Raw genomic sequence first — 24,776 nt, forward strand, 5'->3', positions numbered from 1 at the left:
GTTTTCGGTTAACTAATATCCTAAAATATCTGACTTTATTCGCCCGATGATAAGGGCGTTATTTGTCATTTATTGCCGATTCATGGCGCATATTTGTTTAGCTATCAGAAAGTCCCTATTCCTTTCATGTGTAGACCATAAATGCCGACGAAAGTGATTCATTAATGAGTCTTGTGTGCTTTTGCTAAGTACTTTGTCCAAATGGTTAGTCGATCGCCTTGAAAAATATGCAAAAAATCGGAATAAAATCGCGAAATTCGTCAAGTTTTCACAATAAGGATGGGCGTAGAGTCAGATAGGTGGATCGCAAAAAAAGGAAGAACCGCCATGAGTGATTTGATGACGATGTACGACAGTGGAGAGTTCTTCGACGAACTGGTGGACAGTAAAGGAAATTACCGCGTTTCCTCTGACCGATTGATTAGATACCTAGAAGATCTTTCAACGGATGAGTTAGAAAAACGCAAGCAGGCGGCTGAAGCCACTATTGAGGACATGGGCATCAGCTTTACCGTTTATACAGATGAAGGAAACATAGACCGGGCCTGGCCTTTCGATATCATTCCCCGAACCATAGATGCTGAGGACTGGGCCATCGCAGAAAAAGGACTCAAGCAACGACTCACCGCACTCAACCGCTTTATCGACGACCTCTACCACGATCAAAACTGCATTAAAGACGGCATTATCCCCGCTCATATCATCGAAGAATCCAAAAACTTCAGACCAGAATGCGTCGGTGTTTCGCCACCATACGGTGTTTGGGCACACATTTGTGGCACCGATTTGGTGCGCGCAGGTGATGGTGAGTTCTATGTGCTGGAAGACAACCTCCGCGTACCGTCCGGCGTTTCCTATATGCTGGAAAACCGCGCTGTCACTAAACGTGTGTTGCCGGAGTTGTTCGAGAATGATGACATTCTTCCCATCGACGCTTACACATCTGAGCTTTTCCAAACTTTGAAAGCGCTGTCGCCGCGCAAAGTGAAGCAGCCAGAAATCGTCGTACTGACACCGGGAATCTATAACTCCGCGTATTTTGAGCATGCTTTCCTTGCCCAGCAAATGGGTGCTGAGCTGGTGGAGGGTAATGATCTCTTCGTCGACGACAACGACTGCGTGTATATGAAAACCATTCATGGCCCGGAGCGTGTCGATGTCATCTATCGTCGTATTGACGATGAATTTATCGACCCGGAAGTGTTCAACAAAGATTCCATGCTGGGTGTGCCGGGCTTGATGCGTGCTTGGAAAGCTGGAAACGTAGCGCTGGCTAATGCACCGGGCGCTGGCGTGGCAGACGACAAAGTGGTTTACGCCTACGTGCCGGAATTGATTCGTTACTACCTCAATGAAGAGCCGATTCTGCCGAATGTGGAAACCTTCCTGTGTGAAGACAAAGAACAGCGCGAATATGTGCTGGCAAACCTCGATAAGTTGGTCGTGAAACCTGCTAATGAATCAGGCGGTTATGGCATGCTGGTGGGACCGCACTCCACCAAAAAAGATCAGGAACTCTTTGCCAAACTGATTCAGGAAAACCCACGTAATTACATCGCACAACCTACCTTAAAACTCTCAACGGCACCGACGCTGGTGGGACGCGGAAAACTGGAACCGCGCCATCTCGATTTACGTCCGTTCATCCTGCAAAGCAAGAAAACCTATGTCACTACCGGTGGATTAACCCGCGTCGCCATGAAGAAAGGCTCGCTGGTGGTCAACTCGTCACAAGGTGGCGGCAGTAAAGACACATGGATTGTTAGAACAAAAGGAGCGAAGTGATGCTATCGAGAGTTGCAGAACGCCTGTTTTGGAGTGCGCGCTATCTGGAGCGCGTAGAGAACATCGCCCGCTTGGTGAGCGTTTACGATGAAGTGTTGTTTGACCTGCCACGCGACGTGAAAGTTTCTTGGTACAACCTGATTGAGATTAATGGCTGTGTCGAAGAGTTCGGCGCTATCTACAAAGATCAGGGTGAGAAAAACGTCATGCGCTTTTTGCTGGCGAAAGAAGATAACCCAAGCTCGTTATTGTCTTCCTTGCTAATGGTGAAAGAAAACATCCGTACCACGCGTGATGTGGTGCCGGAAGAAATGTGGGAGCTGATCAACGAGCTTTGCCAGTACGCAAAGAACAACATTCAGCAAGGCATCAACCGTTCAAATCGCCATGCTTATTTGAATGCGATCATTGAAAGCTGCCAGAAAATCAATGGATTGCTGGCAGACACCATGAGCCGTGACGAAAGCTGGAGCTTTAACGTGATGGGGCGCTATACAGAAAGGGCAGACATGTGCACGCGCATTCTGGATTCCGCGGTCATCATCTCTGTCAACGCCTTGCCGGAAGAGAAAGTGGTATTGGACCAAGCCATTTGGTCCAAAGTACTGAAATCGCAAAGTGGCTATTTGACCTGTCAGCGCACCATGAAAACAGGCATTGATAGTGTGGTGGCGTGTCAGTTCCTGCTGGGCGACCAAAACTTCCCGCGTTCGCTGAAATTCTGCCTGCGCCAAATCAAAACCGCGTCGACTTACCTGCCACGCTATGAAGCGGTTGCTGAGTCAGCAGAAGCACTCCGCGCCAAAACCTACGAGGTGGAAAGCGAGGACGATATCAACCTGTCGCTCAGTGAATATCTTAATGATATCCAGCTGGCGCTGATCGATCTGCAAAGCCAGATCCGCGATACCTGGTTTGATTTCAAACACGGAGAGGCTGCATGACAATTCGCGTTGCGATCCTACATAAAACGTCGTATGAGTTTGATCGCGATGTCCATGTCTCGCCGCATATCCTGCGGCTGAGGCCTGCGCCTCATTCGCGTACCCACATTCATGCTTACTCTCTGAAAGTCACGCCGGAAGATCACTTCATTAACTGGCAACAAGATCCATTTGGTAACTATCAAGCGCGTTTGGTATTCCCAGAGAAAACACGCAAGTTGGAATTTGAAGTGGAAGTGATCGCCGATATGACGGTCATTAATCCCTTCGACTTCTTTATTGAAGAATACGCAGAGCATTACCCGTTCAAATATGATGCGCTGTTACTCGAAGAGCTCTCACCGTATCTGAAAACATCCGAAGATTGCCCTGAGCTTGTTAAATGGATGGCGGCGATTGACCGGAGTGAAACGCCAATCGTTAATTTCCTTGTTGGCTTAAACAGCCAACTGGCAAATGAAATCAGCTATGGCATTCGCCTTGAACCGGGCGTGCAAACCTGTCAGGAAACACTGACGCTAAAGAAAGGTTCCTGTCGTGATACATCATGGCTGTTGGTGCAAATTCTTCGTCGATTAGGCTTGGCTGCGCGCTTTGCCTCAGGCTACTTGGTTCAGCTTACCGCGGATGTTAAAGCCCTCGATGGCCCATCTGGCCCAGAAGAAGACTTCACCGATCTCCACGCCTGGTGTGAAGTCTACTTGCCCGGTGCAGGCTGGGTAGGGTTGGATCCGACCAGTGGCCTGCTTGCCGGAGAAGGGCACATTCCACTGGCTTGTACTGCAGACCCCATTTCTGCCGCGCCAATCACGGGTGGCACAGACAAATGTGAAGTCACCTTTGATTACAGCAATACGGTCACGCGCATCCATGAAGACCCGCGAGTTACCAAACCCTACAGCGATGATGAATGGGAAAACATCAAAGCGCTGGGAAATGCAGTAGATGCTGAGCTGGAAGCAGGAGATGTGCGCCTGACCATGGGCGGTGAGCCGACGTTTGTCTCTGTCGATGATATGGATTCAGACCAGTGGAACACAAAAGCACTGGGTGACGACAAACTGCGTCTGGCAAAAGATCTGCTGATTCGCTTGAAAGATGAATTCGCCACTCACGCCATGCTGCATTATGGGCAGGGCAAGTGGTATCCCGGTGAAGAGCTTCCGCGCTGGGCGCTGGGTTGTTTCTGGCGCACTGATGGTGAAGAGCTGTGGCGCGATCCGGCATTGCTTGCGCGTGTCGATAAAGATTATGGGCATGACATTCAAGACGCAGAGCGTTTCAGTAAAACACTGAGTCAATCCTTGGGGCTGTCTTCTATGTTTGTTCAGCCAAGCTTTGAAGACTCGCTCTATTATCTTTGGCTGGAGCGGGGTTTGCCGGATGGAGTTAACCCGAAGAAAGCCAAACTCACAGATGATCTCGAAAGACGCCGCCTTGCCAACATACTCAGTAAAGGCTTAGAGAGTGTGACGGGCTATATCCTGCCTATCGCTCATTCCGGTTCGGGCTGGTACAGCTCCAAATGGCCGATGCGCTCTGATGTGATTACCTTGGTGCCGGGCGATAGCCCAATGGGTTTCCGCCTCCCGTTGGAATCTTTACCCGCTACCGCGCCGGAAGAAATCATTCCAGAGCGAGACCCGTTTGAACCGCGAGAAGACCTGCCAGTTTACTCACAGGAAAATATTTCACCGGAAGATTCGGAGGCACCAAAGCGGTATGTCAGTGTGGTTCGCACCGCGATTTGTGTGGAACCAAGGCATGGCAGGCTGCATGTGTTTATGCCGCCGATGAACACGCTGGAAGAGTATGTTGAGCTGATTCATCACGTTGAAGAAACGGCGAAGAAGCTGGAATTACCCGTGGTGATTGAAGGCTACGAGCCTCCGAAAGATCACCGTTTACAGAAGTTCCTGATCACGCCAGACCCGGGTGTGATTGAAGTGAATATTCATCCGTCCCGCAGCTGGAACGAGCTGGTTGAGAATACCGAAACCTTGTATCAGGCAGCTCATGAATGTCGCCTTGGCGCAGAAAAGTTCATGTTGGATGGTCGTCATACAGGAACTGGAGGTGGTAACCACATCACTTTAGGCGGCGTCACACCTGCTGACAGTCCGTTCCTGCGCCGTCCGGACTTGCTGCGCAGCTTCGTCAACTATTGGCAACATCATCCGGGGCTATCTTACCTGTTCTCAGGCATGTTTATCGGCCCAACCAGTCAGGCACCCCGTGCAGATGAAGGGCGCGATGAAGCCTTGTATGAGATGGAAATCGCCTTCCAGAATTTCCCTGATGGCTTGGTTGACCAACCTTGGCTAGCAGACAGGCTGATGCGAAACCTGCTGGTGGACATTACCGGTAATACTCACCGCGCTGAGTTTTGTATCGACAAGCTCTATGCAGCAGGTACAGCGAGTGGACGACAAGGGCTGCTCGAATTCCGCGGGTTTGAAATGCCGCCTCATGCACGCATGTCTCTGGTACAAAACCTGCTGATTCGCTGTCTGGCTGCGAGGTTCTGGAAAGCGCCGTATCACAAGCCATTGGTGCGCTGGGGCACCTCGCTTCACGATAAATTCATGATGCCGCACTTTGTGTGGGGAGACATCAAAGAGGTGGTGGACGATCTTCAGCAGCATGGTTTCCCGTTCAAGCTGGAATGGCTCGCGCCGTTTGAAGAATTCAGATTCCCGCATTACGGTCGATTGCAGTTAGATGATATGGAAATCGAAATCCGCTGGGCGATAGAACCTTGGCACGTACTGGGCGAAGAAGTGACTCAATCCGGCACCAGCAGGTATGTGGATTCGTCGGTCGAACGCATTCAGGTCAAACTGAATGGACTCACAGACTCGCGCTACATGCTGACCTGCAATGGTCGCCGTGTGCCGCTGCGCCCAACAGGCAGACAAGGCGAATTTGTTGCTGCGGTGCGTTATCGTGCTTGGTCACCACCATCAGCGCTTCACCCGACATTGGGTGTGGATGCGCCTTTGGTGTTTGATCTGGTGGATACCTGGAACGGTTTGTCGGTCGGTGGTTGTACCTACCATGTCAGTCACCCAGGTGGACGTAACTACGATACCTTCCCGGTGAATGGCAACGAAGCGGAAGGACGCCGTATCACTCGTTTCAATGACGATGGCTTTACGCAGGGGCCGCTGATGCCGCCTCCAGCCTTTGATGCATTGCGTAGGTTCTATCCGAATGAAGAGGTTGCCAAGCCTATGGCTCCTCAGAAGGAGGAGGTGAGTTTTGAGTATCCGAATACCTTAGATTTGAGAAAACGGAACACTAGAGTGAGCTGAATTCCCGACTGTTAGTTTGAATGAGGTATCCTTCGTTACGAAGAAAACAGGAAGGTTTCTAAAACAACAATGATGAATGACTCAGATACTGAGCTTGAAGGGGCGGTTTCGCCCCTCACTTATCTTCAGCAGGGCAATGGAGACGCCTTTGATGAAGTTTACGAAGAGAACAAAAAAGTCCGCGCGCATTGGGAACCGATTCTCTCCCATTTTTCCGGGCTTCGCGCCGAAAGGTTAGACGAACTGCATCGCCGCGCGCAGCGTATTCTGCGTGATGATGGGGCGACGTACGATCTGAAAAACGATCCCTTGTCGCCAGATGTCTGGTCGCTGGATATTCTCCCCAATGTGATCGACGCTGAGGCATGGCAACAGGTTGAAGCCGGACTTAGCCAGCGAGCAGAGTTGTTTAACCGCATCCTGAAGGACATATATGGTGAACAACGGCTGATCAAAGAAGGCATCATCCCGCCTGAAATTGTCTTCAGTCACCCTGACTTTATTCGGGAGTGTTACGGCATCCGTATGCCGGGCGAAAAACACCTTATCCTGCAAGCGACGGATTTAATCCGCGACAGTTCCGGTCACTTTGTGGCGATTGGTGATCAGACGCAGACGCCAGCAGGAATGGGATATGCGTTGGAAAACCGTTCGGTGATTTCCCGCGTTCACTCCAAAATCTTCCGCCACAGTTATGTAAAACGCCACTCGAGTTTCTTCCAAACGCTGCGAAATACGCTGACAGAGCTGGCCGCTCACAAAACCGATGACCCGAAGATTGTGGTTCTCACACCAGGTTCTTCCAGCAGCAGTTATTATGAACATACTTATCTCGCGAACTACTTGGGCTATCCCTTGGTGCAAGGCGGGGATCTGACTGTCCGAAACGGGAAAGTCTGGTTGAAGTCTATCAACGGCCTATCACCCGTGGATGTGATTCTGCGCCGAACAGACGATAACGACTGCGATCAGGTCGAACTCAGCGCCTTCTCTATGTATGGGATTCCAGGGTTGTTGGAAGCGGTACGCAGCGGGAATGTGATTCTGGCGAACCCGCTGGGTAGCGCTGTGTTGGAATCGCCAGCCTTGATGTCTTTCCTGCCAAAGCTGTGTGAGTTTTACCTCAATGAGCCATTGAAGCTCGAGAACGTTGCTTCTTATTGGTGTGGTCATCCAGATGCGTTGGCATACGTTGAAACCCATCTGGATTCCTTGATTATTAAACCCGCGTACCGTCGCTCCCAAGGCATGTCTGTTTATGGTCACAGCCTCGACGAAGCGGGAAAGCAGGTCATTCTGGCGAAGATCCGTGAAAATCCGAATAACTATGTGGCGCAAAGTTATGTGCCGGGTTCATTGATCCCTGTTTGGTGTGACGGTTCGCTGGAAAGCCGTCCAAGCCTTCTGAAAGCGTTCAGTGTGGCAGATGGGGAAAGCTATGCAGTGATGCCGGGCGGTTTGAGCCGTGTGGCGGATGCGCAGGATGATTATGTCGTCACCCACCTTTCAGGTTCCCGCAGCAAAGACTTCTGGATTACCGCAGATAAACCTGATCACACTCACCAGTCATTGCTAGAACGTGCGGGCTTTGAACTCGTTCAGGAAGGCAATTTGCCAAGCCGTGTGGTCGATAACTTCTTCTGGTTTGGTCGTTACGCCGAACGCGCGGAAATGAGCATCCGTCTTATCCGTGTGGTGTTCAAACAGCTCAGTGGTTTGGAGCTTCTGGAGACAGAAAGCCGGGATACCTTGCTAAAAGCGGTTTCTCTGCAAACCCGCTGTTTACCGGGCTTTACGGAGGGTGATGAAGACCTTTTCGAAAACCCAGAAGGTGAACTGGCAGACTTGGTGACCAATGGCAACCGTGTCGGTTCCATCAAGTCAAACCTCTTGGCGATGCTGGCTTGTGGCGAGCAGGTGAGGGAACGTTTGTCGGCCGATACCCGCATCATCCTTAACCGCCTGCGTGACAACCTCTACGAAATCGACCGTGCTTTCATGAACGGTTTACCGGAAGCGCCAGAGGAGTCATTGGACGGATTAGTCACATCGCTGTTGGCGCTTTCCGGTTTAAGCAATGAAAGTATGCTGCGTGGACACGACTGGTTGTTCCTGCAAATGGGGCAACGCACAGAGCGTGCGATTCAGACTGTTACTTTGTTGAAATCCACGCTGGTGGAGCAGTTGCCAAGCCTGCCGCAACAACAGGTGTTGGAGTCGGTATTACTGAGCGTGGAAGCGCTGATCTCATTCCGTCGCAGATACCGCACTAAAGCGCGAGTGCCTTTTGGTCTCGATCTGCTGATGATTGACCGCACCAACCCAAGGGCGCTGGTGTACCAAATCGAAAGGCTGCGTGAATTCCTCGATATGTTACCGAAACATCAGTCTTACGTTCCGGGCGGCTGGACACCGGAAAACCGTGTGATTTTGAAAACCTTGAGTGACATTCAACAGGTCGATCTCAATGCGCTTTCAACGGCGAATGATGAGAATCGACGTGAAGCGCTTGAAGTGCATTTGAACAGCGTCAGTGCGAATCTGGAACAGTTCACATCGCTCATTGCAGACAAGTACTTCGACCACACGGCTGGACCGCAACAGCTCATCAAACCTAAATGGAAATTGGACGTATGAAATTCCGGGTCCAACATAAAACAACCTACTCCTACAGTGCGCCTGTGACGCTTTGCTACAACATGGCACACCTGGTGCCGCGAGATACTGACAATCAGCGTTGTTATAACCACTGGCTGAATGTGACGCCTTCGCCTGTTTACCAAAACGAAGGTGTGGATTACTACGGCAACAAGACGTTTTACTTCTCGATTCAGGAGCCACACCAGACATTGACTATTGATGTTGTCAGTTATCTGGATGTGCAACCCACGCCATGGAGCGAAATGATTGATACTCACACGCTAACCTGTGGTGAGCTGAGAGCTATTCTAAAACGCACAGAGAATGAAGAAGCCAGAATGGCGAGTGAATTTGTGTTGGACTCAGCGCAAATCCAGCGTTCAGACAAGCTTGCTGCTTTCGTTGAGGCGTTGTTTCAAGACGATCAGCCCGTGCTGAAAGCCACCATGGCGTTGACCAGCAAAATCTTCAATGAATTCACCTTCGATCCCGCTGCGACGGATGTCACCACGCCACCAGAACAAGTGCTGGAGCAAAAGCGCGGCGTTTGTCAGGACTACGCACAGCTCGCGATTGGCTGCCTGCGTTCCGTGGGTCTTGCGGCCCGTTATATGAGCGGTTACATCGAAACTGTGCCGCCTCCTGGACAGGAAAGGCTTGTGGGCGCAGATGCCTCTCACGCCTGGTTCGCTATTTTCGTCCCTGATGTGGGCTGGGTGGAGTTCGATCCGACGAATAACCTGATCGCTAGCGACCAACATATCGTGACAGGATGGGGCAGGGATTATGCTGATATCACACCGCTACAAGGTGTGGTATTTGAAGGTGGTGACACCCACAGCCTAAGCGTGGCTGTGGATGTGGTGAGGATTTGAATTTAAGAGTTTGAATACTTAGATTTCTACCGTTATATCGTTTCTGAAATGCTTTAATACTCTGAATTTTATGGAGGTATTATCGAATTCAAGAACTTCGATTCGTGCGCCTTTGTAGTTGATAAAATTAGATTTATTCATATCGTACTCAACGTTGTTGGTGAAGGCATTTCGTGCCATACCATCGTTGAATTCCCTGTATGAAATATTAATTTTTTTTCCTACTGAACCGTTGTAGATAAGCGTTTGTTGAAATGACTGTTGGCCAGTTAACGTCCTTTCCTCAACTGTTACTGGAGCGTCGTAACAGGCTGCTGATTGATAGGAAACAGAAGTAACACAAATTTCTCCTGGTTTCTTTGTGTGAAGTGCTTTCGGTGGATCTATTAAACCAGCTGCGAAGCCAATTGTTAGACCATCTGAGGAAATGCTTGAGAAATAGGGATTTCCTTTATACTCGCCAATTCTCGCATAAGCTCCTGCAGGGATATCATATGAGAATCCATCAACAGGAGCTTGCAATACCAAGTACTCTCTTGTTGTAGCTTGTCCTTGATTGATCATGAAGTCGCCAACGTATACTTCTACAACCTCTTTAAGTGGAGGCTGAGAAAAAAAGGTTGTTTTAGCTTCTACGTTGTAATTGATAGTTGAGCAACCGGAGACCAACACCGCAACAAATGATAACGATAATTTAACTAAAGATTTCAAAAGATTAACCTTGGTAAATGAAAGGTCTTTAGTATAAGTTCATGCCCAACTAAATGTATATTTCTAAGTGAGAAATCGGTATTTTTGTGTTCTCAAAAAAACCAATAAATCCCAACTAATACCCAAGCTGCAATGGCGACTGTTTCAATCACAACCATCAGAATCGGCTCGTAGCCAATGGTGAAGAGTTTCTTCACAGAGGTTTTAATCCCCAAGGCAGCCACCGCTGAAACCAGACACCAGGAAGAAAGTCCTGACAGGGTATTAGTCACGCCAACCGGCAGGATATGAGCGCTGTTAATGGCGACACAAATACAGAAGCCGATAACGAAAAACGGAAGCAGTGGGATATCTGCTTTCTCACTGTCTTTGTCGGGGTGGCTTCGGAAGTAAAGGGAAATCACCAGAATCACGGGAACCAGTAACGCCACGCGCAGCAGTTTAGTGATGGTGGCGAACTCGCCGGCTTGTGGGGAAATAGAATAGCCCGCACCAACAACCTGTGCGACGTCGTGAATGGTCCCGCCGATGAAAATACCAGCCAGTCGCTCATCAAAGCCTAAAAGGTTAACGAAGATGGGGTAGATGACCATAGCAATGGTGCTGAATGCGGTGACCGCGATAACCGTGAACAGCGTGTTGCGCTCACTGAACGGGTGTTTGGGTAGAACGGCCGAAATGGCCAGCGCAGCAGATGCGCCACAGATAGCGACTGAGCCACCCGTCAACACACCAAACTGAATGCGGCGGCCGAGAATTTTCGCCACTAACATGCCGATAGAAATAGTGAGCGCAATACCAAGCGCTACCCAGACCAACACTTCCCAGCCGAGAGAAGTCATTTCTTCCACCGTGATGCGAAGACCAAGTAACGCCACGCCAAATCGGAGTACTTTTTTGGCGGCAAACTCTACGCCTGCCTGACACTTGGCATCATCAGCGAGAAAGTGAAACGCAATGCCCAGCAAAAGGGCAAACAGCATTTGCGGTGCACCATAATGTGCAGCGAGAAAGGTGGCTGCAGCAGCAACGGTGACGGAAAGTAAAAGACCAGGCGCAAGGGTACGGGCACTTTGGCTCAGTGATTGCCAATTAGGGAGACGTTGTTTTAGTTGTGATTGCATGAATAACTTCCATGTTATTGATTATTTGATAGTTGAGCTAATTCCCGTAGTTCTTTCATGGTGGCATCGGTGAGGTGTAAGCCATCTTTGAGCACGCGTTCACGGCGGACAATTCGACGCTGTCCGGGCAAGCGAACACCCTCCTGCTCACACATGGTGTTGAGGAGTAACTCAAGGCGTTCAGCAAATTGTGTTCCAGAAACAGAAGTGTCGATGGCAATGACGGCGTGACCGATTGCGGGCGGCTCTCCCTCGGTATCGAAGAAGTTTGAAGCTTCAAAGCCATAAAGCGCGCTGGTGAGGCTTGCCGAGAGAATCTCTACCATCAGCGCTAAAGCTGCCCCTTTGGCATCACCAATCGGTAGCATCGAGCCTTTTACCGCAGCATCGGCGTCGGTAGTGGGTCTGCCTTGGGCATCAATCGCCCAACCTTCTGGAATAGATTCGCCATTCTTTCTAGCGACTAACACTTTGCCGCGGGCCACTTTGCTCAGGCTCATGTCGATCACCAGCGGCGGTGCGCCGTCTCGTGGGCAGGCAAAAGCGATAGGGTTAGTGCCAAAGAGGGCTTTTTTTCCACCCCAAGGCGCAATAGCGCTCGGGCTGTTGGAAAATACCAAGGCGATACAACCTTGTTTGGCGATTCGTTCTGCGTGAAATCCGGCCTGTCCAAAATGGTGTGATCGATTCACTGTGGCTAACGCAATACCTTGTGCTTTTGCCATGGCGGGAAGCAGGGAAACAAGCTTGTCCATAGCAGGAAAGGCAAAACCGAGTTCGGCATTGATATGACAAACCGCGGGTTTTGGGGTATCCACCTTGGGGGTTGCATCACCCATCACTTTTCCGCATTTGACCTGCTCAATGTAGGCCGCAAGGCGGGCGAGTCCGTGACCTGATTGACCATCGATTTCAGCCTGAATCAAGGCATTGGCGACAGATTTGGCATTAGCTGACGAAACGCCAGCGTTTTCAAGCGCTTGTGCGGTCAGGGATTTAACTTCAGAAGGGTCGATAAACACAGGCATAACTGGCTCCTGCGAATGGTAAGGAAAAGGACGCTGGGTTTCCCCAGCGTCGGTCTTGCTGTATCAAATGATTGCCGCGCCGAATAAGCGAAATGCTTATGCGCTTCGATACAGTTTGGTCAGAACGAACTCGCGGTGACCCAGCGCTTCCGCTGCGGTTGCACGGCCGTTTGCGGTACGCAGCGTCATGTCGATCAGCGCATCACCCGCTGTGTCGAGATTCAGCTCACGGCGCAGAATGCCGGAAACGTCTACGTCGATGTGCTCACCCATGGTACGCACGGTACGTGGGTTCGCAGTGATTTTGATAACCGGCACAATAGGGTTACCAATGACGTTGCCTTGCCCTGTTGGGAACAGGTGAACCGCGAAGCCTGCAGCTGCCTGCAGCGTCACACACTCTGCCGCCGCAGAAGAGGTATCCATGAAGTACAGACCTGGGCCTGCTTCTGGGCGCTCTGCTGGCGTCAGAACATCAACGAACTGCGTGGTTTTACCGATCTTCTGGTAGTTACCAAACGCTTTCTCTTCGATAGTGGTCAGGCCGCCTTCGATGTTGCCTTTGGTTGGCTGGCTGTCAGACAGGTCAGAAGTTTTGTGTGGTTCGATAACTTCGTCCATGTATGCCTGCCAAGTGTCCAGGAACTTCTGTCCAACTTCCGGGCTCACTGCACGGGTCTTACAGATTTGCTCTGCACCGGTCAGCTCTGATGTTTCACCGAAACACAGCGTTGCGCCTTCTGCTGAGAACTTGTCACACAGGTTACCCACGGTTGGGTTCGCTGCCAGACCAGACGTGGTATCAGATTCACCACACTTCATTGAAACCCACAGCTCGCTCACGTCGCACTCTTCACGGGTCAGTTCGCTCGCGTAGTGAACGTACTCTTTCGCCACGCGTGAAGCGGCAGCAATCGTGTTAATGTCACCGTTTTGCTCAATCGCAAAGCCTTGTACAGGCTTGCCTGAAGCTTTAATGCCTTCAACCACACGGCTGGTCCAGCCCGGTTCGATACCGATAACCACAACCGCAGCCACGTTCGGGTTGCAACCTGTACCAATCAGGGTACGGAAGTGCAGCTCCAAATCTTCACCAAACTGCAGGCGGCCATACGGGTGTGGCAGCGCCAGTGTGCCTTTGATGTTGTTAGCAACAGCTTCACATGCTGCGTTAGACAGATCGTCCAATGGCAGGATGATGACGTGATTGCGCACACCGACACGGCCATTTTCGCGGCGGTAGCCCATAAATGTGTATTTGCTCATGGTTACCACCTCTTGGTTTTCACATTGTGTACGTGTACGTGACCGCCTTTCGCGATGTCTGCGACAGCTTTACCGATATCGTTGTCATACTTAAGAATGGTGTCGCCGTCTTTAATGTCGCTCAGCGCCACTTTGTGGCCGAGAGGGATTGCGTCCAGCGCGAGTACTTCGATGGTGGCATCTGTGTCCATCACCCATCCGGTTAGCGTTTGGCCTGCTTCGAGGCCCTCGACCACAATCACGCCGACAGTGTCAGACGAGTCATGGACGAGAAAGTCCGGTGCTTGCATTTTCATCTCCTTTTGAATCAAGGTTTAAAACTTACTTCCATATATCCTTGGCGTGGCTGGCATACAGCTTGGGCAATCTGGTTCACCAACCTTGCCTCGGTGTTTGTTTACCCTTCGGGGAGCAGCACCACTTTTGCAGCGGCGATACGTCCGTTAAGTAAATCGTCAAAAGCGTTCGCTCCATCACTAAGCGGGCGCTCCTGAATCCAGTCCAGTGCGCCAAGCGCACCGTTATGCATGGCTTCTAGCGTCGCTTTGAAGTCCTGCATGGTGTAGGTGTAACTGCCTGCGAAGGTGACTTCCTGAAGGGTGAACTTACGAACATCCAGTCCTTCCAGGCTGTCTTGCAGTCCCACATGAATGATCACGCCACCGGGTTTAACCGCCGCTGATGCGCCAATTCGTGTGTGTTTGTTGCCCACGCAATCCACGACGAGGTCCATGGTGTTCTCGCCGACGACCTGATCGGTCAGCGGATCGAAAACAGTGGCGACATTGGCCTTTTCCACGGTTTCACGGCGTAGGGCATTGGTTTCTGCCAGATAGATTTGTTTGCAGCCTTGTGCAGCAAGAGAAAGCGCGGCTGCAAGCCCAACGGCACCACCGCCATAAACCAATGCTTTGCTTTCCACCAAAGGACGTTTGCTGAGCTCTGCGCCTTTGGTGACGGCGTGCCAGCCTGTGGCGATAGGCTCAACCAGCGAAGCTGTGCTGAGTGACATGCCCTCTGGTACTAGCACCAGGTTGCGTTTGGGAATCGCGATAAATTCGGCGAATGCGCCTTCACGCGGCGGCATGGAAATGATCTCTCGCGCTTGGCATTGGTTCGTATGTCCAGTCAGGCAGTAATCGCATTTTCCACAGCTGACCAGTGGGTTGATGACGACGGCTTTTTGGTCCCATTCACCACCGTGGACGATGCCTGCTCCTTCATGCCCGAGGATCAGCGGGGCAGGGCGGCGCTCGTCGTGACCGAGGTAAGCGTGCAAGTCAGACCCACAAATCCCAACCGCTCGGATCTCGACCAACACTTCGTCTTCACGTGGTGTCGGCATTTCCTCGTTTCGGTAGGTCATTTGGTTTGGACCTGTGTAAACCAGCGCTTTCATATCCATGATTGTTATTCCTTACTGCTTGCCTATTTCGCGGTGTAACCGCCATCAAGAGAAATCATCTGACCTGAGATGTAATCCGAGGCCTTGGAGGCCAAAAACACCGTCAATCCATCGAAGTCGCTCAGCTCTCCATTGCGACCAACCGCTGTCATCGATGCGTGGTGCTTGGAGAGGGAATCGTCACTGAAGACTTTTTCTGTCAGCGGTGTTTGGAAGAACCCAGGTGCAATGGCATTGGTGGTAATGCCTTCCTTTGACCAGGCTTCTGCCATTGCTCTTGTCAGCTGCGCCACGCCGCCTTTTGATGCGCCATAGGGAATCGAATTGGCAAAGGCGCGATAGCTTTGCAGCGAGCCGATATTGATGATTTTTCCGTGTCCTTTTTCCCGCATGCCGGGCAAACAGGCTTTGGCAAGAAAGAAGGGAACAGACAGATTGAGGTTCAATGTCATGTCCCAACTTTCCAGCGTGATGTCATCGGCTGGTTGGCGCAGGTTGACGCCAGCGGCATTCACCAGAATGTCTGGCGCGCCAAAGTGCGATGACACTTTTTCAATGAATCGGGGCAGCGTTTCGCGCTTGTTAAGGTCAACGGTTTCGATGGCGGCGTCTCCGCCTTCACCGGCAATGGCGACTGCCGTTTGTGCCAGTGTTTCTGCGTGGCGTCCGGAGAGCACCACTTTTGCGCCCGCTTTGGCGAGGGCATAAGCCATGCGTTGTCCGATACCGGAACCCGCTCCCGTCACCAATGCGACCTGACCTTCAAGGTTGAATAGTTGATTTATCATGCTGCCCGTCATCTCAGTCCCTCTTCGTTTTACTTACTCTGGCTGCAGGTTGAACTGCTCATCAGGGAAGTATTTCGCGAGTCGTGCATCACCGGTTTTCGCGTGTGCTTCCATGCCTTCAAGGCGGGAAATACGCGCAGTCACCTGTGCCACATCTTTGCTCGCTTCCTTGGTGGAGCGCTGATAGGTCACCACCTTGATGAACTTGCCCGCACTCAGGCCGCCGGTGTACTTGGCAGCGCCTTTGGTTGGCAGGATGTGGTTTGGCCCAGAGGTCTTATCGCCAAAGGCCACATTGGTTTCTTCGCCAAGGAAGAGAGAGCCGTAGTTGCGCAGGTTTTGCAGCCACCAATCCAGATCTTCAGCGTGTACTTCGAGGTGCTCAGAAGCGTATTCATCGCTGACTTTCACGGCTTCTTCTTTGGTGTCGACAAGAATGACTTCGCCGTAATCGCGCCATGCTGCTTCCGCTGACTTGCTGTTGAGTTCCGGCAGATCAGCAATTAACTCAGGCAGACGTTTCATAACTTTCTCAGCCAACTCTTCTGAATCTGTCAGCAGCCAAGCTGGGGTGTTAGGGCCATGCTCCGCTTGACCGACCAAATCGACGGCGACCAGTTCTGGGTCGGCATCTGCGTCTGCAATCACCATCACTTCAGAAGGTCCTGCGAACATGTCGATACCCACACGGCCATAGAGCTGGCGTTTAGCTTCAGCAACGAACTGGTTACCTGGGCCAACAAGAATGTCGGCTGGGTGGCCAGTGAACTGACCGAAAGCCATGGCAGCGATGCCTTGCACGCCACCCAAGTTCAGGATGGTGTCAGCGCCACACAGGCTTAGGGTGTAAAGAATGGCTGGGTGGATGCCGCCTTCACGGCCTGGAGGTGAACACGCGATCACATGGTCAACACCAGCTACTTTTGCCGTGGTTACAGACATAATCGCGGATGCGATATGTGAGTAACGGCCACCCGGCACATAGCAGCCTGCTGCTTGCATTGGGATCAAACGCTGACCCGCAAACAAGCCCGGCGAAAGTTCAGTTTCAAATTCACTCAGGCTATCTAGCTGTGCCTGGGCGAAGTCGCGAACGCGCTCATAGGCAAATTGAATATCCTTCTTCAATTGCTCTGGTACTTTCGCTGCTGCCGCGTCGATGTCTTCCTGAGAGACGACAATGTCGCCATGCCAGTTATCGAATTTACGTGTGTACTCGATGCAGGTTTCTTCTCCACCCTGCTCGATATCCTTGAGCATGTCCGCCACGATTGCGCGAACATCGTCTTCACCTGTTGCAGCAGTTTTTTCTGCTTTTTTCAGATACTTAACAGCCATGTCGATAATTTCCTCGTTAAATTTTGGGCGCAACTTCCCTGTCTGGCTTGTCGGCAACAAGCCAGGGAAGGGTTAGATACGTTGGGTTAGTCGAGTGCCCAGAGCGACAATTCGGGGATAAATGCCAGGAGCAATACCACCGTTAACATGGATATGACGTAGGGCCCCGATCGCGCGGCAATCTTCAGAACCGAGGTCCCCGTTAATCCGGATACAACAAAGAGGTTCAGCCCAAGTGGCGGTGTGATGAAGCCGACACCCAGTGCGGTAACCATCATGATGCAGAACTGCACATCTTCCATGCCGATCTCGCGTGCCAGTGGCAGCAGGATTGGCGACAAAATCAGAATGTTTGGCGTGGTTTCCATAAAGCAGCCTGAGATGATCAAAATACCAATCATGATCAGAATCAGTGCTGTGCGACTATCGGTAAACGATGTCATGGTTTCCACGAAAGCTTGGGGTACATCGAGCGCAGCCAGTGTCTGTGCCAACGGTAGGCTCAGCGCAATAATGGGCAGAATGACGCCGTTTACTTTTGCGGAGCTTTCCAACATTTTCGGGAAATCGCTGATTTTCAGCGTGCCCTGGAAAAGGCCGATAATGATGGTGATAACCACAGCCACTGCGGCCGCTTCTGTCGGAGTAAACACACCTGAGTAAATACCACCAAGGATGATGACAGGTACCAACAGGGCATAGCGGGCATCAACCACTACAGAAAACCAGCGCTTGATTGAGAAGCCTTGTCTGGCGTTCTCATAACCGTAGATACGGTTCATTACCACATTAGTCATCATGATGGCGAACATGACCATCACGCCCGGTACAGCCGCTGCCAGGAACAGCGTCGACGCGGAAATACCCAACACAAGACCGATAATGATGTAAGCAATCGACGGCGGTATCAGGATGCCGGTACAGGCACCTGCTGCGACCAGTGCACAGGCATAAGGCTTTGGATAACCCTGTGCCACCAGACGGTCAATGGTCATTCGGCCTACTGCTGCTGCACCTGCCGCATCCGAACCTGAGATACAGGCGAAGAAGCCACAGCCTAAAACAGTTGCACTACCAAAACCTGCTCTCGCGCCACCGACACTGGCTTCTGCCACGTCAAGGAGCTTGTTTGAGAGACCGGTTCTCACCAGAACATCACCTGTCAGGATAAAAAGTGGGACGGCAATCAGCGCGAAGGCATCAATACCGTCGAACAGAGATTCACCAAACAAGGACAGAGGTAGCACTTCGGTGATAAATAAGAGGGCAATTGAGCCCAAACCCAGTGATACCCATACCGGCACCGCAAGTGCGATGAGTACCAGCATGGCAATAACAGGGCCATAGAATTCCCAGCCAAGATCGACGGAGACCTGTTGCGAGTAATAATTCAGCATGAGACCTCCTAATCAAACAGCTTGTTGCCTTCGAACACAGGGGTATTCTGTGTGAGGCTGCGGATATCCCGGCGCATGGACTGCATCAGTCGGAATATCATCATGGAGAATCCCAGCGGAACAGCGGCAAGAAACCATGCCTGACTGATCCCCAGACCATGGGTCACAGACCCAAATTTCAGCGATATTTCAATAGGGTGGATTGACCAATAGAGCGCGAATAATGCGACAACCAGTGTGGCGACATCCCCAAGTAGATAAATCGCTGCCTTGCCACGGTTTGGTAGGTAATGCAGTAAGACATCAATGCGTATGTGCGCGCGCTCTTTTACGGCCGCGGATGCACCGACCCACGCCAGATAAATAAAGGCATACCTTGCAACTTCTTCACCCCAAATGGAGGAGTAGCTGAAGACAAAGCGTCTTAGTACTTCCATGGCGATGGTTATGACGATGGTGGTGTAGAAGAACAACAGCAACCAGCGCTCACCGTTTTCGTCGATTTGTTTTAAGAAATTCATTGCGTTCGTCCAACGTCCGTTTCAGAGAGAGTGGGAGCCATTTGGGTGCGCTAGGAGAAACGTCCACCCAAATGGCGGTTTACTCAGCTGTTAAACGTCGTGAACGAATGGACCTTTGTTTTCATTCGCCGCTGCGAGCAGCTTGTCGAACGCCGCTTTGGATCCAGCCAGTTCATTTTTGAACGAATCCCAAGCGGGTAGCTGATGGCCTGCTTTGTCTGCCCACAACTTCATTTCGTCATCAGTTGGCGCATAGAACTGCACACCAGCACGGCTCAGTTCAGCCATGGCATAGGCACGCGCAGCAGGGACTTTTGCCAAGTTTTGCAACGAGGTGACTTCACTGGCGAACTCAATACCTTCCTGAATGTGGCCCGGTAGGCTGTTAAACCACTCTAAGTTACAAGAGAAGACTTGTGAGTCTGGTACTGAGCGGTTGAAGGTAACCCAGGAAAGCACATCCTTGAAGCCGAAGACATTCAGCGCTTCTACCGAAGGGTCAAGGGCATCTGCCACGCCTTGTTTGATTGCTGACGGTGTTTCACCCCAGGCAACTGGCGTTGGGTTTGCGCCCAACAGACGGTAGAACTGCTGAAGGATTTTCGAACCCGGTACACGGAATTTGATACCTTCCATTTGATCCGGTGTTTTGATTGGGCCTTCAAGACCGTTACGAAGAGCGACAACGCGTGGGTCGATAACCACGTACCACAGCGGTTTGAAGCCTTTCGCTTCTACTTTCGGGTGGATTTCGCTCTTCCATGCGTCAGACGTTACCAGGTTGATGAACTTCTGGTTCTCACCACACCAGTATGGGATGTTGATGAGGTCGACAGCAGGTGCAAACGGTGCAAAGTTAGAGAGAGAGTGTTGCGCGGCCTGAATGGTACCTGCCTGTACTTTTTGCGCTAATGCGCCACCCGCACCCAGTTGACCACCCGGTGCCAGTTTTACGTAAACTTCACCGTTGGTCATGTTCTGGATGTTTTCTTTGAAATCCAGCTGCATGATAGGGTAGCTGCGGGATGCACCAATGATGTATGCCGTAGCAATCGTCATGGTGTATTTAGCTCGCTTCTGTCGTTCTTTTTCTTCATTAGCCGCAGCGTGTGCGGTGGTTGAGGTCAACAAGGCCCCCGAGGCACCTGCGACGACAGCTGCCGTAAAACCAGCTTTTTTTGCAATTTCCAGGAAACGGCGACGCTCTGCACTTTGTGGGGAGTCATCCTTATGGTGAACAGACATATATCTACTTCCTTTCTGCTTTTTATCGTAATTCTGTCGCACGGCCATCAGCTTCCTTTTCGGCTGACAACATAGCGACGACGAAAGTCAGTGAAGCAAGGAGAAGTAAAAGGAACTCCCCGACATCACCGACGCGAACTATGGATGTGGACCCAGAAGCGATCTGAAACTTGGTGGCAATCACATTGAGGAAATAGAGTGAAAAAAGCACCGCGGGTAGTATGTAGCGTTTCCTTAACGTCATGTTGCATTGCCTCGCTGTTATCAGTCGGGTTGGCTTGCAGTCGCCATTTTGTAGTTATAGCACTCACCAATATTGTAAAATGATTGTTAAATGTAAGCGCTTACATTGTGAAGATAGAAGAGAGGTTGAACGACTGTCAAGTTTTTGGCGGTAAAATTTTTGTGTAACGCTATAATTAGGTAAGTTGCGGTTTATAAATCCCAAAAGTGAGTCAACGATATAACTTTCTATGACAAAAGAGACTCAACCAGCGCGTAAGCGCTTACAAAAACGACCGTCAGATGCGCCAACGGCGGAAGATGTTGCGATTGCAGCAGGGGTGTCTACGGCGACTGTCTCCCGCTATTTGGCAAACCCCACGTCTGTGAGTGAGAAGCGGGGCGCCTTGATTCGGTCGGCGATTGAATCACTTGGCTATATTCCCCATGGTGCTGCTCAAGCGCTGGCCTCACAACGTTCACGAACCATCGGTGTTATCGTCCCCACCTTAGACAACGCGATCTTTGCGGAAGGTATTCAGGCTTTTCAACGTAGATTGCAGGAAAAAGGTTATACCCTGTTTATTGCGAGCTCCGATTATTCGACAGAAGAAGAGCTGGCTCAGGCAGAGCGCTTGATCTCCCGTGGCGTAGAAGGTCTGATGCTGGTGGGCGCTGAACACCAGCCCCAGCTTTTCGATATTCTTCATAAAAAGCAGCTCCCATACCTGTATACATGGTCTTTCAAGCCTGAGTTACCTCATCCTTGTATAGGGTTTGATAACTACCGCGCATCAGCCAGGGCGACACAGTTTCTTATTGATCTGGGGCATAAGGATTTCGCTGCCATTCCGGGTATTACCAAGCTGAATGACAGACCCAAAGATCGTATCGCTGGATGCATAGAGACACTGAGAAAAGCGGGAATAGCGCTGACCTCAGACAGGATCATTGAATGTCGTTATGATTTAGCGGAAAGCCGTCAAGCACTGAGAAAGCTGATGGAGTTAACGCCAAGACCGACAGCCATTGTTTGCGGTAACGACATTATTGCCATGGGGGCATTGCTTGAGGCGCAGTCGCTTGGGCTGAGGATTCCGGAAGATATCTCCATTGTTGGCTTTGATGATGTGGCCATGGCGTCTCATATCCAACCCGCTCTCACGACCATGCAAGTTCCGTCGCGGGAAATGGGGGAGAAGGCCGCAGACTATTTGCTGGCAAAACTCGCGGGTGAGCCGGTCAATGACAAACTTGAACTCGAAGCCAAACTTGTCGTTCGGGAAACTACAGCAGCAATAAAAACAGGCGGCTAAATGCCGCCTGTTTTTGTTTTGCTTATTTAATAACTACCAAACCCAACTGGACTGCTCGTTATTGATCCGTGTTTGGATAGGGGTGGTGCCATCATAGAAGAAGACCTCGGCCAGCATGTAGTATTGGGAATCGGCCAAGGGGTAGGTGAGGGAAGCCAATCCGTTTTCTACATCGGCCGAGGTGATTCGGCTGTTGTAATCTGCACTGTAAGAACCATCGTCATTCTGGGTGAAGCCACCGTAAATGGAGATATATCCTTTGCTGGTGGTGTAGCTGCTGATATCAATATCCACGCTTTGTGAATCGACAGAGTCATAACTGAAATCCGCGGGTACGACCATCTCAGACATATTGGTGGCAGAACTCAGCACCGTCGGAGGGATGGTCACATCAGCACCAGAAGTATCTGTCATCATGCCTAGAGGCGTTGTGTTAGATGTGCCAGAACTCGTTGTATCTGAACCAGTTGTACTAGAGTCCGTAGAAGAAGTACTACCGCTGCCTGATGGGGCAGTATCACCGCCTCCACCCCCACCACATGCGGTGAGTAAACCTGCCAGAGCTAGTGTGATAAGTGAATATTTCATGTCAGTTACTCCTCTGGCTCGTAGATTTTGTTTTCGGCTGCATTTTCTTCCGCATGCCAGGTGGTATTCGATACACCGCTGCTCTCTGTGTAGCCCGCGAACAATGGGTAAGCCTGAATCAAGTCGATATGTTCTTGTGGCCATTTCCACTCATCGGTGATGAGCAAGGCCCAAGGTAAGTTGGTACTGGTTTTGTAGTAACGGTTTTCCGAAGGAATACTGTCATCGTCTTGCCAACCATACAGGAAGGTATCGAACTGCTCTGTTGGTGCTTGGTCAGGGAGGTGAATTTCTAATCCCCGCCCTGGGTTGTACCAGATCCCGTCACGGACATAACTGCCGGGGGTGGAGAAGATAAAGGGGTCATAAGGCATGTCGGCGAGTCCATAGGTGTTCACGCCTTCGTTGGTATAGATATCAATCTCAAACTCGAATGATATATCTTCCTGACAGTACTGTGCCGTTCTATAGAAATTGCATTCACCAGATGGGATCTTTGTTTTCAGATCTTCTTCGATGATAAATATAGCTTCTGTAGAGTCGGCTTCGAGTCCGTTTTCTTGTTGTGCGACACCGTTATGTTTCAGGGTAGTGGAGGCGCTGTCGATGTCGGTTCGATTTAAACCTGGAAGACGGATGGCAAGGCCGTTGTGGTAACCCGCACCATAAGCAGCGAGATAACCAGTAATTAAAATTCTTGTCGCGTGGTTATCTTCATCAAGTGTTTCGGTGATCCGGAAAAGGACAACCACGTCATTCATGTCGTAGTCACCCTCTTTTGGCCAGTTATCTTCGAAGGCGATAGATGCGTAGCCTTGTTCACTTGGGTAATGAACAAGTGTTGTACCTGACTTCATTACCGTGACAGGGTGGTCTTCCACTTCGCCCGTGGTCGCACCGCCAAAGTAATCCAAGCCGGACTGTTCTGCGAAACGGAAGCGACTGTATGTGGATCCGATAGCTGCATCAACAGGAACAGATATTGAAAGGGTGTTTGCACCTGCTGACAGTAAACTGTCGCTGATGATTTTCTCACCACTGTCTTCAAAATCACCGTCAGCATTCCAGTCTATCCATGCCGATAAGTAGCCTTGCGTTGAAGCCTGCACCGATATAATGGCGCTCTCGCCAGCTTCCAATGCCGTAACGAAACCGACACCGTCTTCGTCAGCGGTACCTGCTTTGTTATCATCAAGTGGTGAGAGAAGACCGTCGCCTTCGCTATCTGGTGCGACCGAGCCAAGGTAATAGGCAGTGTCTATCTGGTGACGTGGACCGTTAGAGGCAAGCAAAGTCAGGTAGCTATCCGGCGCATCACCGAAGTCAATGGTGGAATCTTCATCAATCACAGGCGCGTTTGCACATCGCGCACCGTCATTTTGATTTGAGTTAGGACCGTCCGCAAATTTCACCGCAGTGATATCACCATCTGCGCCATAGTCAGAGAGGTCAATACGGAAGATGTCCCCGTCACTGTTACGCGAAACGTAGAAATAGCCATTAACATCGAAATATCCCGCACCAAATGTACCCGTTATTCCCGCGTTACCGACCAGTGTGGTGCTGCCGTCCGTGGTGTCGAACAGATACACCATCCCGGTTTGGTTGTCGATGCCATAAAGGCCACCGTTGCCTGGGTGGAAAGCGAAGTCGGTCAATCTGACCGAAGCAGTTGTTGTGATTCTCTCCATCTCCAAAGTAGCATTCGGGTCACTGTCCAATGGGCTCAAATCGATTTTGAACAGGCCCTTATTTTGTCGATATAGGTAGTAAGTGTGGTCATAAACGTCACCGACAAAGAAAGTGTGGTCAGTGGGGACGTCAGAAACGTTTAAGACTTCCGCTTGGAAATCCTGCCCTAAACGGACAATTTGCTTGTTGGATGTGTCGTACCCATAGATATACCTGTCTTCGAAGTTGAAACCTACGCCGTTGATATTGGCATTCAAGCCGGTATCAGATTGCAGCAAGCTGGTGTCGCCGGTGACGAGATTAACGCCATACACTTGTACCGGATTAGCTTGAAACAAATAGGCTTTACTTGGACACGTATCGAACGGCGTTGCATAGGCAACGGGTGACATCAACGCTAGCGCGAGAGATATGGCACGTCGAGACATAATTTGCTCCAGGATTTGACAATGTTAATAACCCCATTTCAAAGAGCGTGCCATTTTTAATTTGCTGATATTTATAAGTTTATTATTGTGAGAATCAGTCTGGAATAGGTTTTTTTCTCAGATTGACAGTCATAAGAAAAGGGACGGAA

At 50.7% G+C, this 24,776-nt stretch carries 20 protein-coding genes; 6 read left to right on the top strand and 14 right to left on the bottom strand.

The window, feature by feature from the left end:
* The first annotated feature begins 327 nt into the window (after window positions 1–327).
* The 5 genes from RN22_RS12340 to RN22_RS12360 all read left to right on the top strand — a co-directional run bounded on the left by RN22_RS12340 (window position 328) and on the right by RN22_RS12360 (window position 9,558).
* Window positions 328–1,785: a circularly permuted type 2 ATP-grasp protein gene (locus RN22_RS12340; protein ID WP_046304650.1), complete on the top strand. Its 1,458-nt coding sequence runs from the start codon at window positions 328–330 to the stop codon at window positions 1,783–1,785.
* On the top strand, window positions 1,785–2,729 hold the full coding sequence (locus tag RN22_RS12345; protein WP_002541219.1) for an alpha-E domain-containing protein: 945 nt from the start codon (window positions 1,785–1,787) through the stop codon (window positions 2,727–2,729). Before RN22_RS12340 ends, RN22_RS12345 begins: the two co-directional genes overlap by 1 nt.
* Entirely contained in the window at window positions 2,726–6,043 is a 3,318-nt protein-coding gene (locus RN22_RS12350) for a DUF2126 domain-containing protein (RefSeq protein ID WP_046304651.1), read from the top strand. Before RN22_RS12345 ends, RN22_RS12350 begins: the two co-directional genes overlap by 4 nt.
* 69 nt (window positions 6,044–6,112) lie before the next feature.
* Window positions 6,113–8,680: a circularly permuted type 2 ATP-grasp protein gene (locus RN22_RS12355; RefSeq protein ID WP_082111406.1), complete on the top strand. Its 2,568-nt coding sequence runs from the start codon at window positions 6,113–6,115 to the stop codon at window positions 8,678–8,680.
* Entirely contained in the window at window positions 8,677–9,558 is an 882-nt protein-coding gene (locus RN22_RS12360) for a transglutaminase family protein (RefSeq protein ID WP_046304654.1), read from the top strand. Before RN22_RS12355 ends, RN22_RS12360 begins: the two co-directional genes overlap by 4 nt.
* A gap of 18 nt (window positions 9,559–9,576) precedes the next feature.
* Here RN22_RS12360 and RN22_RS12365 read toward each other — a convergent pair whose 3' ends face one another.
* From RN22_RS12365 to RN22_RS12420, 12 genes are all read right to left on the bottom strand, one after another.
* Window positions 9,577–10,269, bottom strand: a complete 693-nt coding sequence (locus RN22_RS12365; RefSeq protein WP_046304656.1) for a hypothetical protein — start codon at window positions 10,267–10,269, stop codon at window positions 9,577–9,579.
* 92 nt (window positions 10,270–10,361) lie between these two features.
* Window positions 10,362–11,393 carry a YeiH family protein gene (locus RN22_RS12370; protein ID WP_046304658.1) on the bottom strand — a complete coding sequence of 344 codons (1,032 nt, stop codon included), beginning with the start codon at window positions 11,391–11,393 and terminating at the stop codon, window positions 10,362–10,364.
* A gap of 14 nt (window positions 11,394–11,407) precedes the next feature.
* Window positions 11,408–12,421: an Ldh family oxidoreductase gene (locus tag RN22_RS12375; RefSeq protein ID WP_046304660.1), complete on the bottom strand. Its 1,014-nt coding sequence runs from the start codon at window positions 12,419–12,421 to the stop codon at window positions 11,408–11,410.
* Between the two features lie 96 nt (window positions 12,422–12,517).
* Window positions 12,518–13,687 carry a UxaA family hydrolase gene (locus RN22_RS12380; RefSeq protein WP_002541226.1) on the bottom strand — a complete coding sequence of 390 codons (1,170 nt, stop codon included), beginning with the start codon at window positions 13,685–13,687 and terminating at the stop codon, window positions 12,518–12,520.
* 2 nt (window positions 13,688–13,689) lie between these two features.
* Entirely contained in the window at window positions 13,690–13,977 is a 288-nt protein-coding gene (locus RN22_RS12385) for a UxaA family hydrolase (RefSeq protein ID WP_002541227.1), read from the bottom strand.
* Between the two features lie 107 nt (window positions 13,978–14,084).
* A complete protein-coding gene (locus RN22_RS12390; protein ID WP_046304663.1) occupies window positions 14,085–15,092 on the bottom strand; it encodes an alcohol dehydrogenase catalytic domain-containing protein in 1,008 nt (335 codons plus the stop codon).
* A 23-nt stretch (window positions 15,093–15,115) separates the two neighbouring features.
* Complete coding sequence (locus tag RN22_RS12395) at window positions 15,116–15,892, bottom strand: SDR family NAD(P)-dependent oxidoreductase (RefSeq protein ID WP_046304665.1); 777 nt, start codon at window positions 15,890–15,892, stop codon at window positions 15,116–15,118.
* Between the two features lie 21 nt (window positions 15,893–15,913).
* Window positions 15,914–17,218, bottom strand: coding sequence for a histidinol dehydrogenase (gene hisD, locus RN22_RS12400; protein WP_002541231.1), 1,305 nt, complete (start codon window positions 17,216–17,218; stop codon window positions 15,914–15,916).
* A gap of 86 nt (window positions 17,219–17,304) precedes the next feature.
* On the bottom strand, window positions 17,305–18,615 hold the full coding sequence (locus RN22_RS12405) for a TRAP transporter large permease (RefSeq protein WP_002541233.1): 1,311 nt from the start codon (window positions 18,613–18,615) through the stop codon (window positions 17,305–17,307).
* An 8-nt stretch (window positions 18,616–18,623) separates the two neighbouring features.
* A complete protein-coding gene (locus RN22_RS12410) occupies window positions 18,624–19,136 on the bottom strand; it encodes a TRAP transporter small permease (RefSeq protein WP_046304668.1) in 513 nt (170 codons plus the stop codon).
* Between the two features lie 90 nt (window positions 19,137–19,226).
* On the bottom strand, window positions 19,227–20,381 hold the full coding sequence (locus RN22_RS12415) for a TRAP transporter substrate-binding protein (RefSeq protein WP_046304670.1): 1,155 nt from the start codon (window positions 20,379–20,381) through the stop codon (window positions 19,227–19,229).
* Window positions 20,382–20,403: 22 nt separating this feature from the next.
* Window positions 20,404–20,625, bottom strand: coding sequence for a hypothetical protein (locus tag RN22_RS12420; protein ID WP_002541236.1), 222 nt, complete (start codon window positions 20,623–20,625; stop codon window positions 20,404–20,406).
* 229 nt (window positions 20,626–20,854) lie between these two features.
* Here RN22_RS12420 and RN22_RS12425 point away from each other — a divergent pair, with 229 nt between their 5' ends.
* Window positions 20,855–21,919 carry a LacI family DNA-binding transcriptional regulator gene (locus tag RN22_RS12425; protein WP_046304672.1) on the top strand — a complete coding sequence of 355 codons (1,065 nt, stop codon included), beginning with the start codon at window positions 20,855–20,857 and terminating at the stop codon, window positions 21,917–21,919.
* Window positions 21,920–21,952: 33 nt separating this feature from the next.
* Here the strand turns inward: RN22_RS12425 and RN22_RS12430 are convergent, their stop codons facing one another.
* Together RN22_RS12430 and RN22_RS12435 are read right to left on the bottom strand one after the other, a co-directional pair.
* Complete coding sequence (locus RN22_RS12430; RefSeq protein WP_046304674.1) at window positions 21,953–22,507, bottom strand: hypothetical protein; 555 nt, start codon at window positions 22,505–22,507, stop codon at window positions 21,953–21,955.
* A gap of 5 nt (window positions 22,508–22,512) precedes the next feature.
* Complete coding sequence (locus RN22_RS12435; protein ID WP_046304676.1) at window positions 22,513–24,627, bottom strand: LruC domain-containing protein; 2,115 nt, start codon at window positions 24,625–24,627, stop codon at window positions 22,513–22,515.
* Window positions 24,628–24,776 lie beyond the last annotated feature (149 nt).

Source organism: Grimontia sp. AD028, from assembly GCF_000973155.1.
GTDB classification, from domain to species: domain Bacteria; phylum Pseudomonadota; class Gammaproteobacteria; order Enterobacterales; family Vibrionaceae; genus Enterovibrio; species Enterovibrio indicus.

Bases quoted from the DNA above. Each gene is read 5' to 3' on its own strand.
- RN22_RS12380 (WP_002541226.1), bottom strand. From the start codon at position 13,687: ATGAGCAAATACACATTTATGGGCTACCGCCGCGAAAATGGCCGTGTC.
- RN22_RS12395 (WP_046304665.1), bottom strand. From the start codon at position 15,892: ATGACGGGCAGCATGATAAATCAACTATTCAACCTTGAAGGTCAGGTC.
- hisD (WP_002541231.1), bottom strand. From the start codon at position 17,218: ATGGCTGTTAAGTATCTGAAAAAAGCAGAAAAAACTGCTGCAACAGGT.
- RN22_RS12345 (WP_002541219.1), top strand. From the start codon at position 1,785: ATGCTATCGAGAGTTGCAGAACGCCTGTTTTGGAGTGCGCGCTATCTG.
- RN22_RS12360 (WP_046304654.1), top strand. From the start codon at position 8,677: ATGAAATTCCGGGTCCAACATAAAACAACCTACTCCTACAGTGCGCCT.
- RN22_RS12420 (WP_002541236.1), bottom strand. From the start codon at position 20,625: ATGACGTTAAGGAAACGCTACATACTACCCGCGGTGCTTTTTTCACTC.
- RN22_RS12375 (WP_046304660.1), bottom strand. From the start codon at position 12,421: ATGCCTGTGTTTATCGACCCTTCTGAAGTTAAATCCCTGACCGCACAA.
- RN22_RS12435 (WP_046304676.1), bottom strand. From the start codon at position 24,627: ATGTCTCGACGTGCCATATCTCTCGCGCTAGCGTTGATGTCACCCGTT.
- RN22_RS12390 (WP_046304663.1), bottom strand. From the start codon at position 15,092: ATGGATATGAAAGCGCTGGTTTACACAGGTCCAAACCAAATGACCTAC.
- RN22_RS12370 (WP_046304658.1), bottom strand. From the start codon at position 11,393: ATGCAATCACAACTAAAACAACGTCTCCCTAATTGGCAATCACTGAGC.
- RN22_RS12340 (WP_046304650.1), top strand. From the start codon at position 328: ATGAGTGATTTGATGACGATGTACGACAGTGGAGAGTTCTTCGACGAA.
- RN22_RS12355 (WP_082111406.1), top strand. From the start codon at position 6,113: ATGATGAATGACTCAGATACTGAGCTTGAAGGGGCGGTTTCGCCCCTC.
- RN22_RS12430 (WP_046304674.1), bottom strand. From the start codon at position 22,507: ATGAAATATTCACTTATCACACTAGCTCTGGCAGGTTTACTCACCGCA.
- RN22_RS12425 (WP_046304672.1), top strand. From the start codon at position 20,855: ATGACAAAAGAGACTCAACCAGCGCGTAAGCGCTTACAAAAACGACCG.
- RN22_RS12415 (WP_046304670.1), bottom strand. From the start codon at position 20,381: ATGTCTGTTCACCATAAGGATGACTCCCCACAAAGTGCAGAGCGTCGC.
- RN22_RS12410 (WP_046304668.1), bottom strand. From the start codon at position 19,136: ATGAATTTCTTAAAACAAATCGACGAAAACGGTGAGCGCTGGTTGCTG.
- RN22_RS12385 (WP_002541227.1), bottom strand. From the start codon at position 13,977: ATGCAAGCACCGGACTTTCTCGTCCATGACTCGTCTGACACTGTCGGC.
- RN22_RS12350 (WP_046304651.1), top strand. From the start codon at position 2,726: ATGACAATTCGCGTTGCGATCCTACATAAAACGTCGTATGAGTTTGAT.
- RN22_RS12405 (WP_002541233.1), bottom strand. From the start codon at position 18,615: ATGCTGAATTATTACTCGCAACAGGTCTCCGTCGATCTTGGCTGGGAA.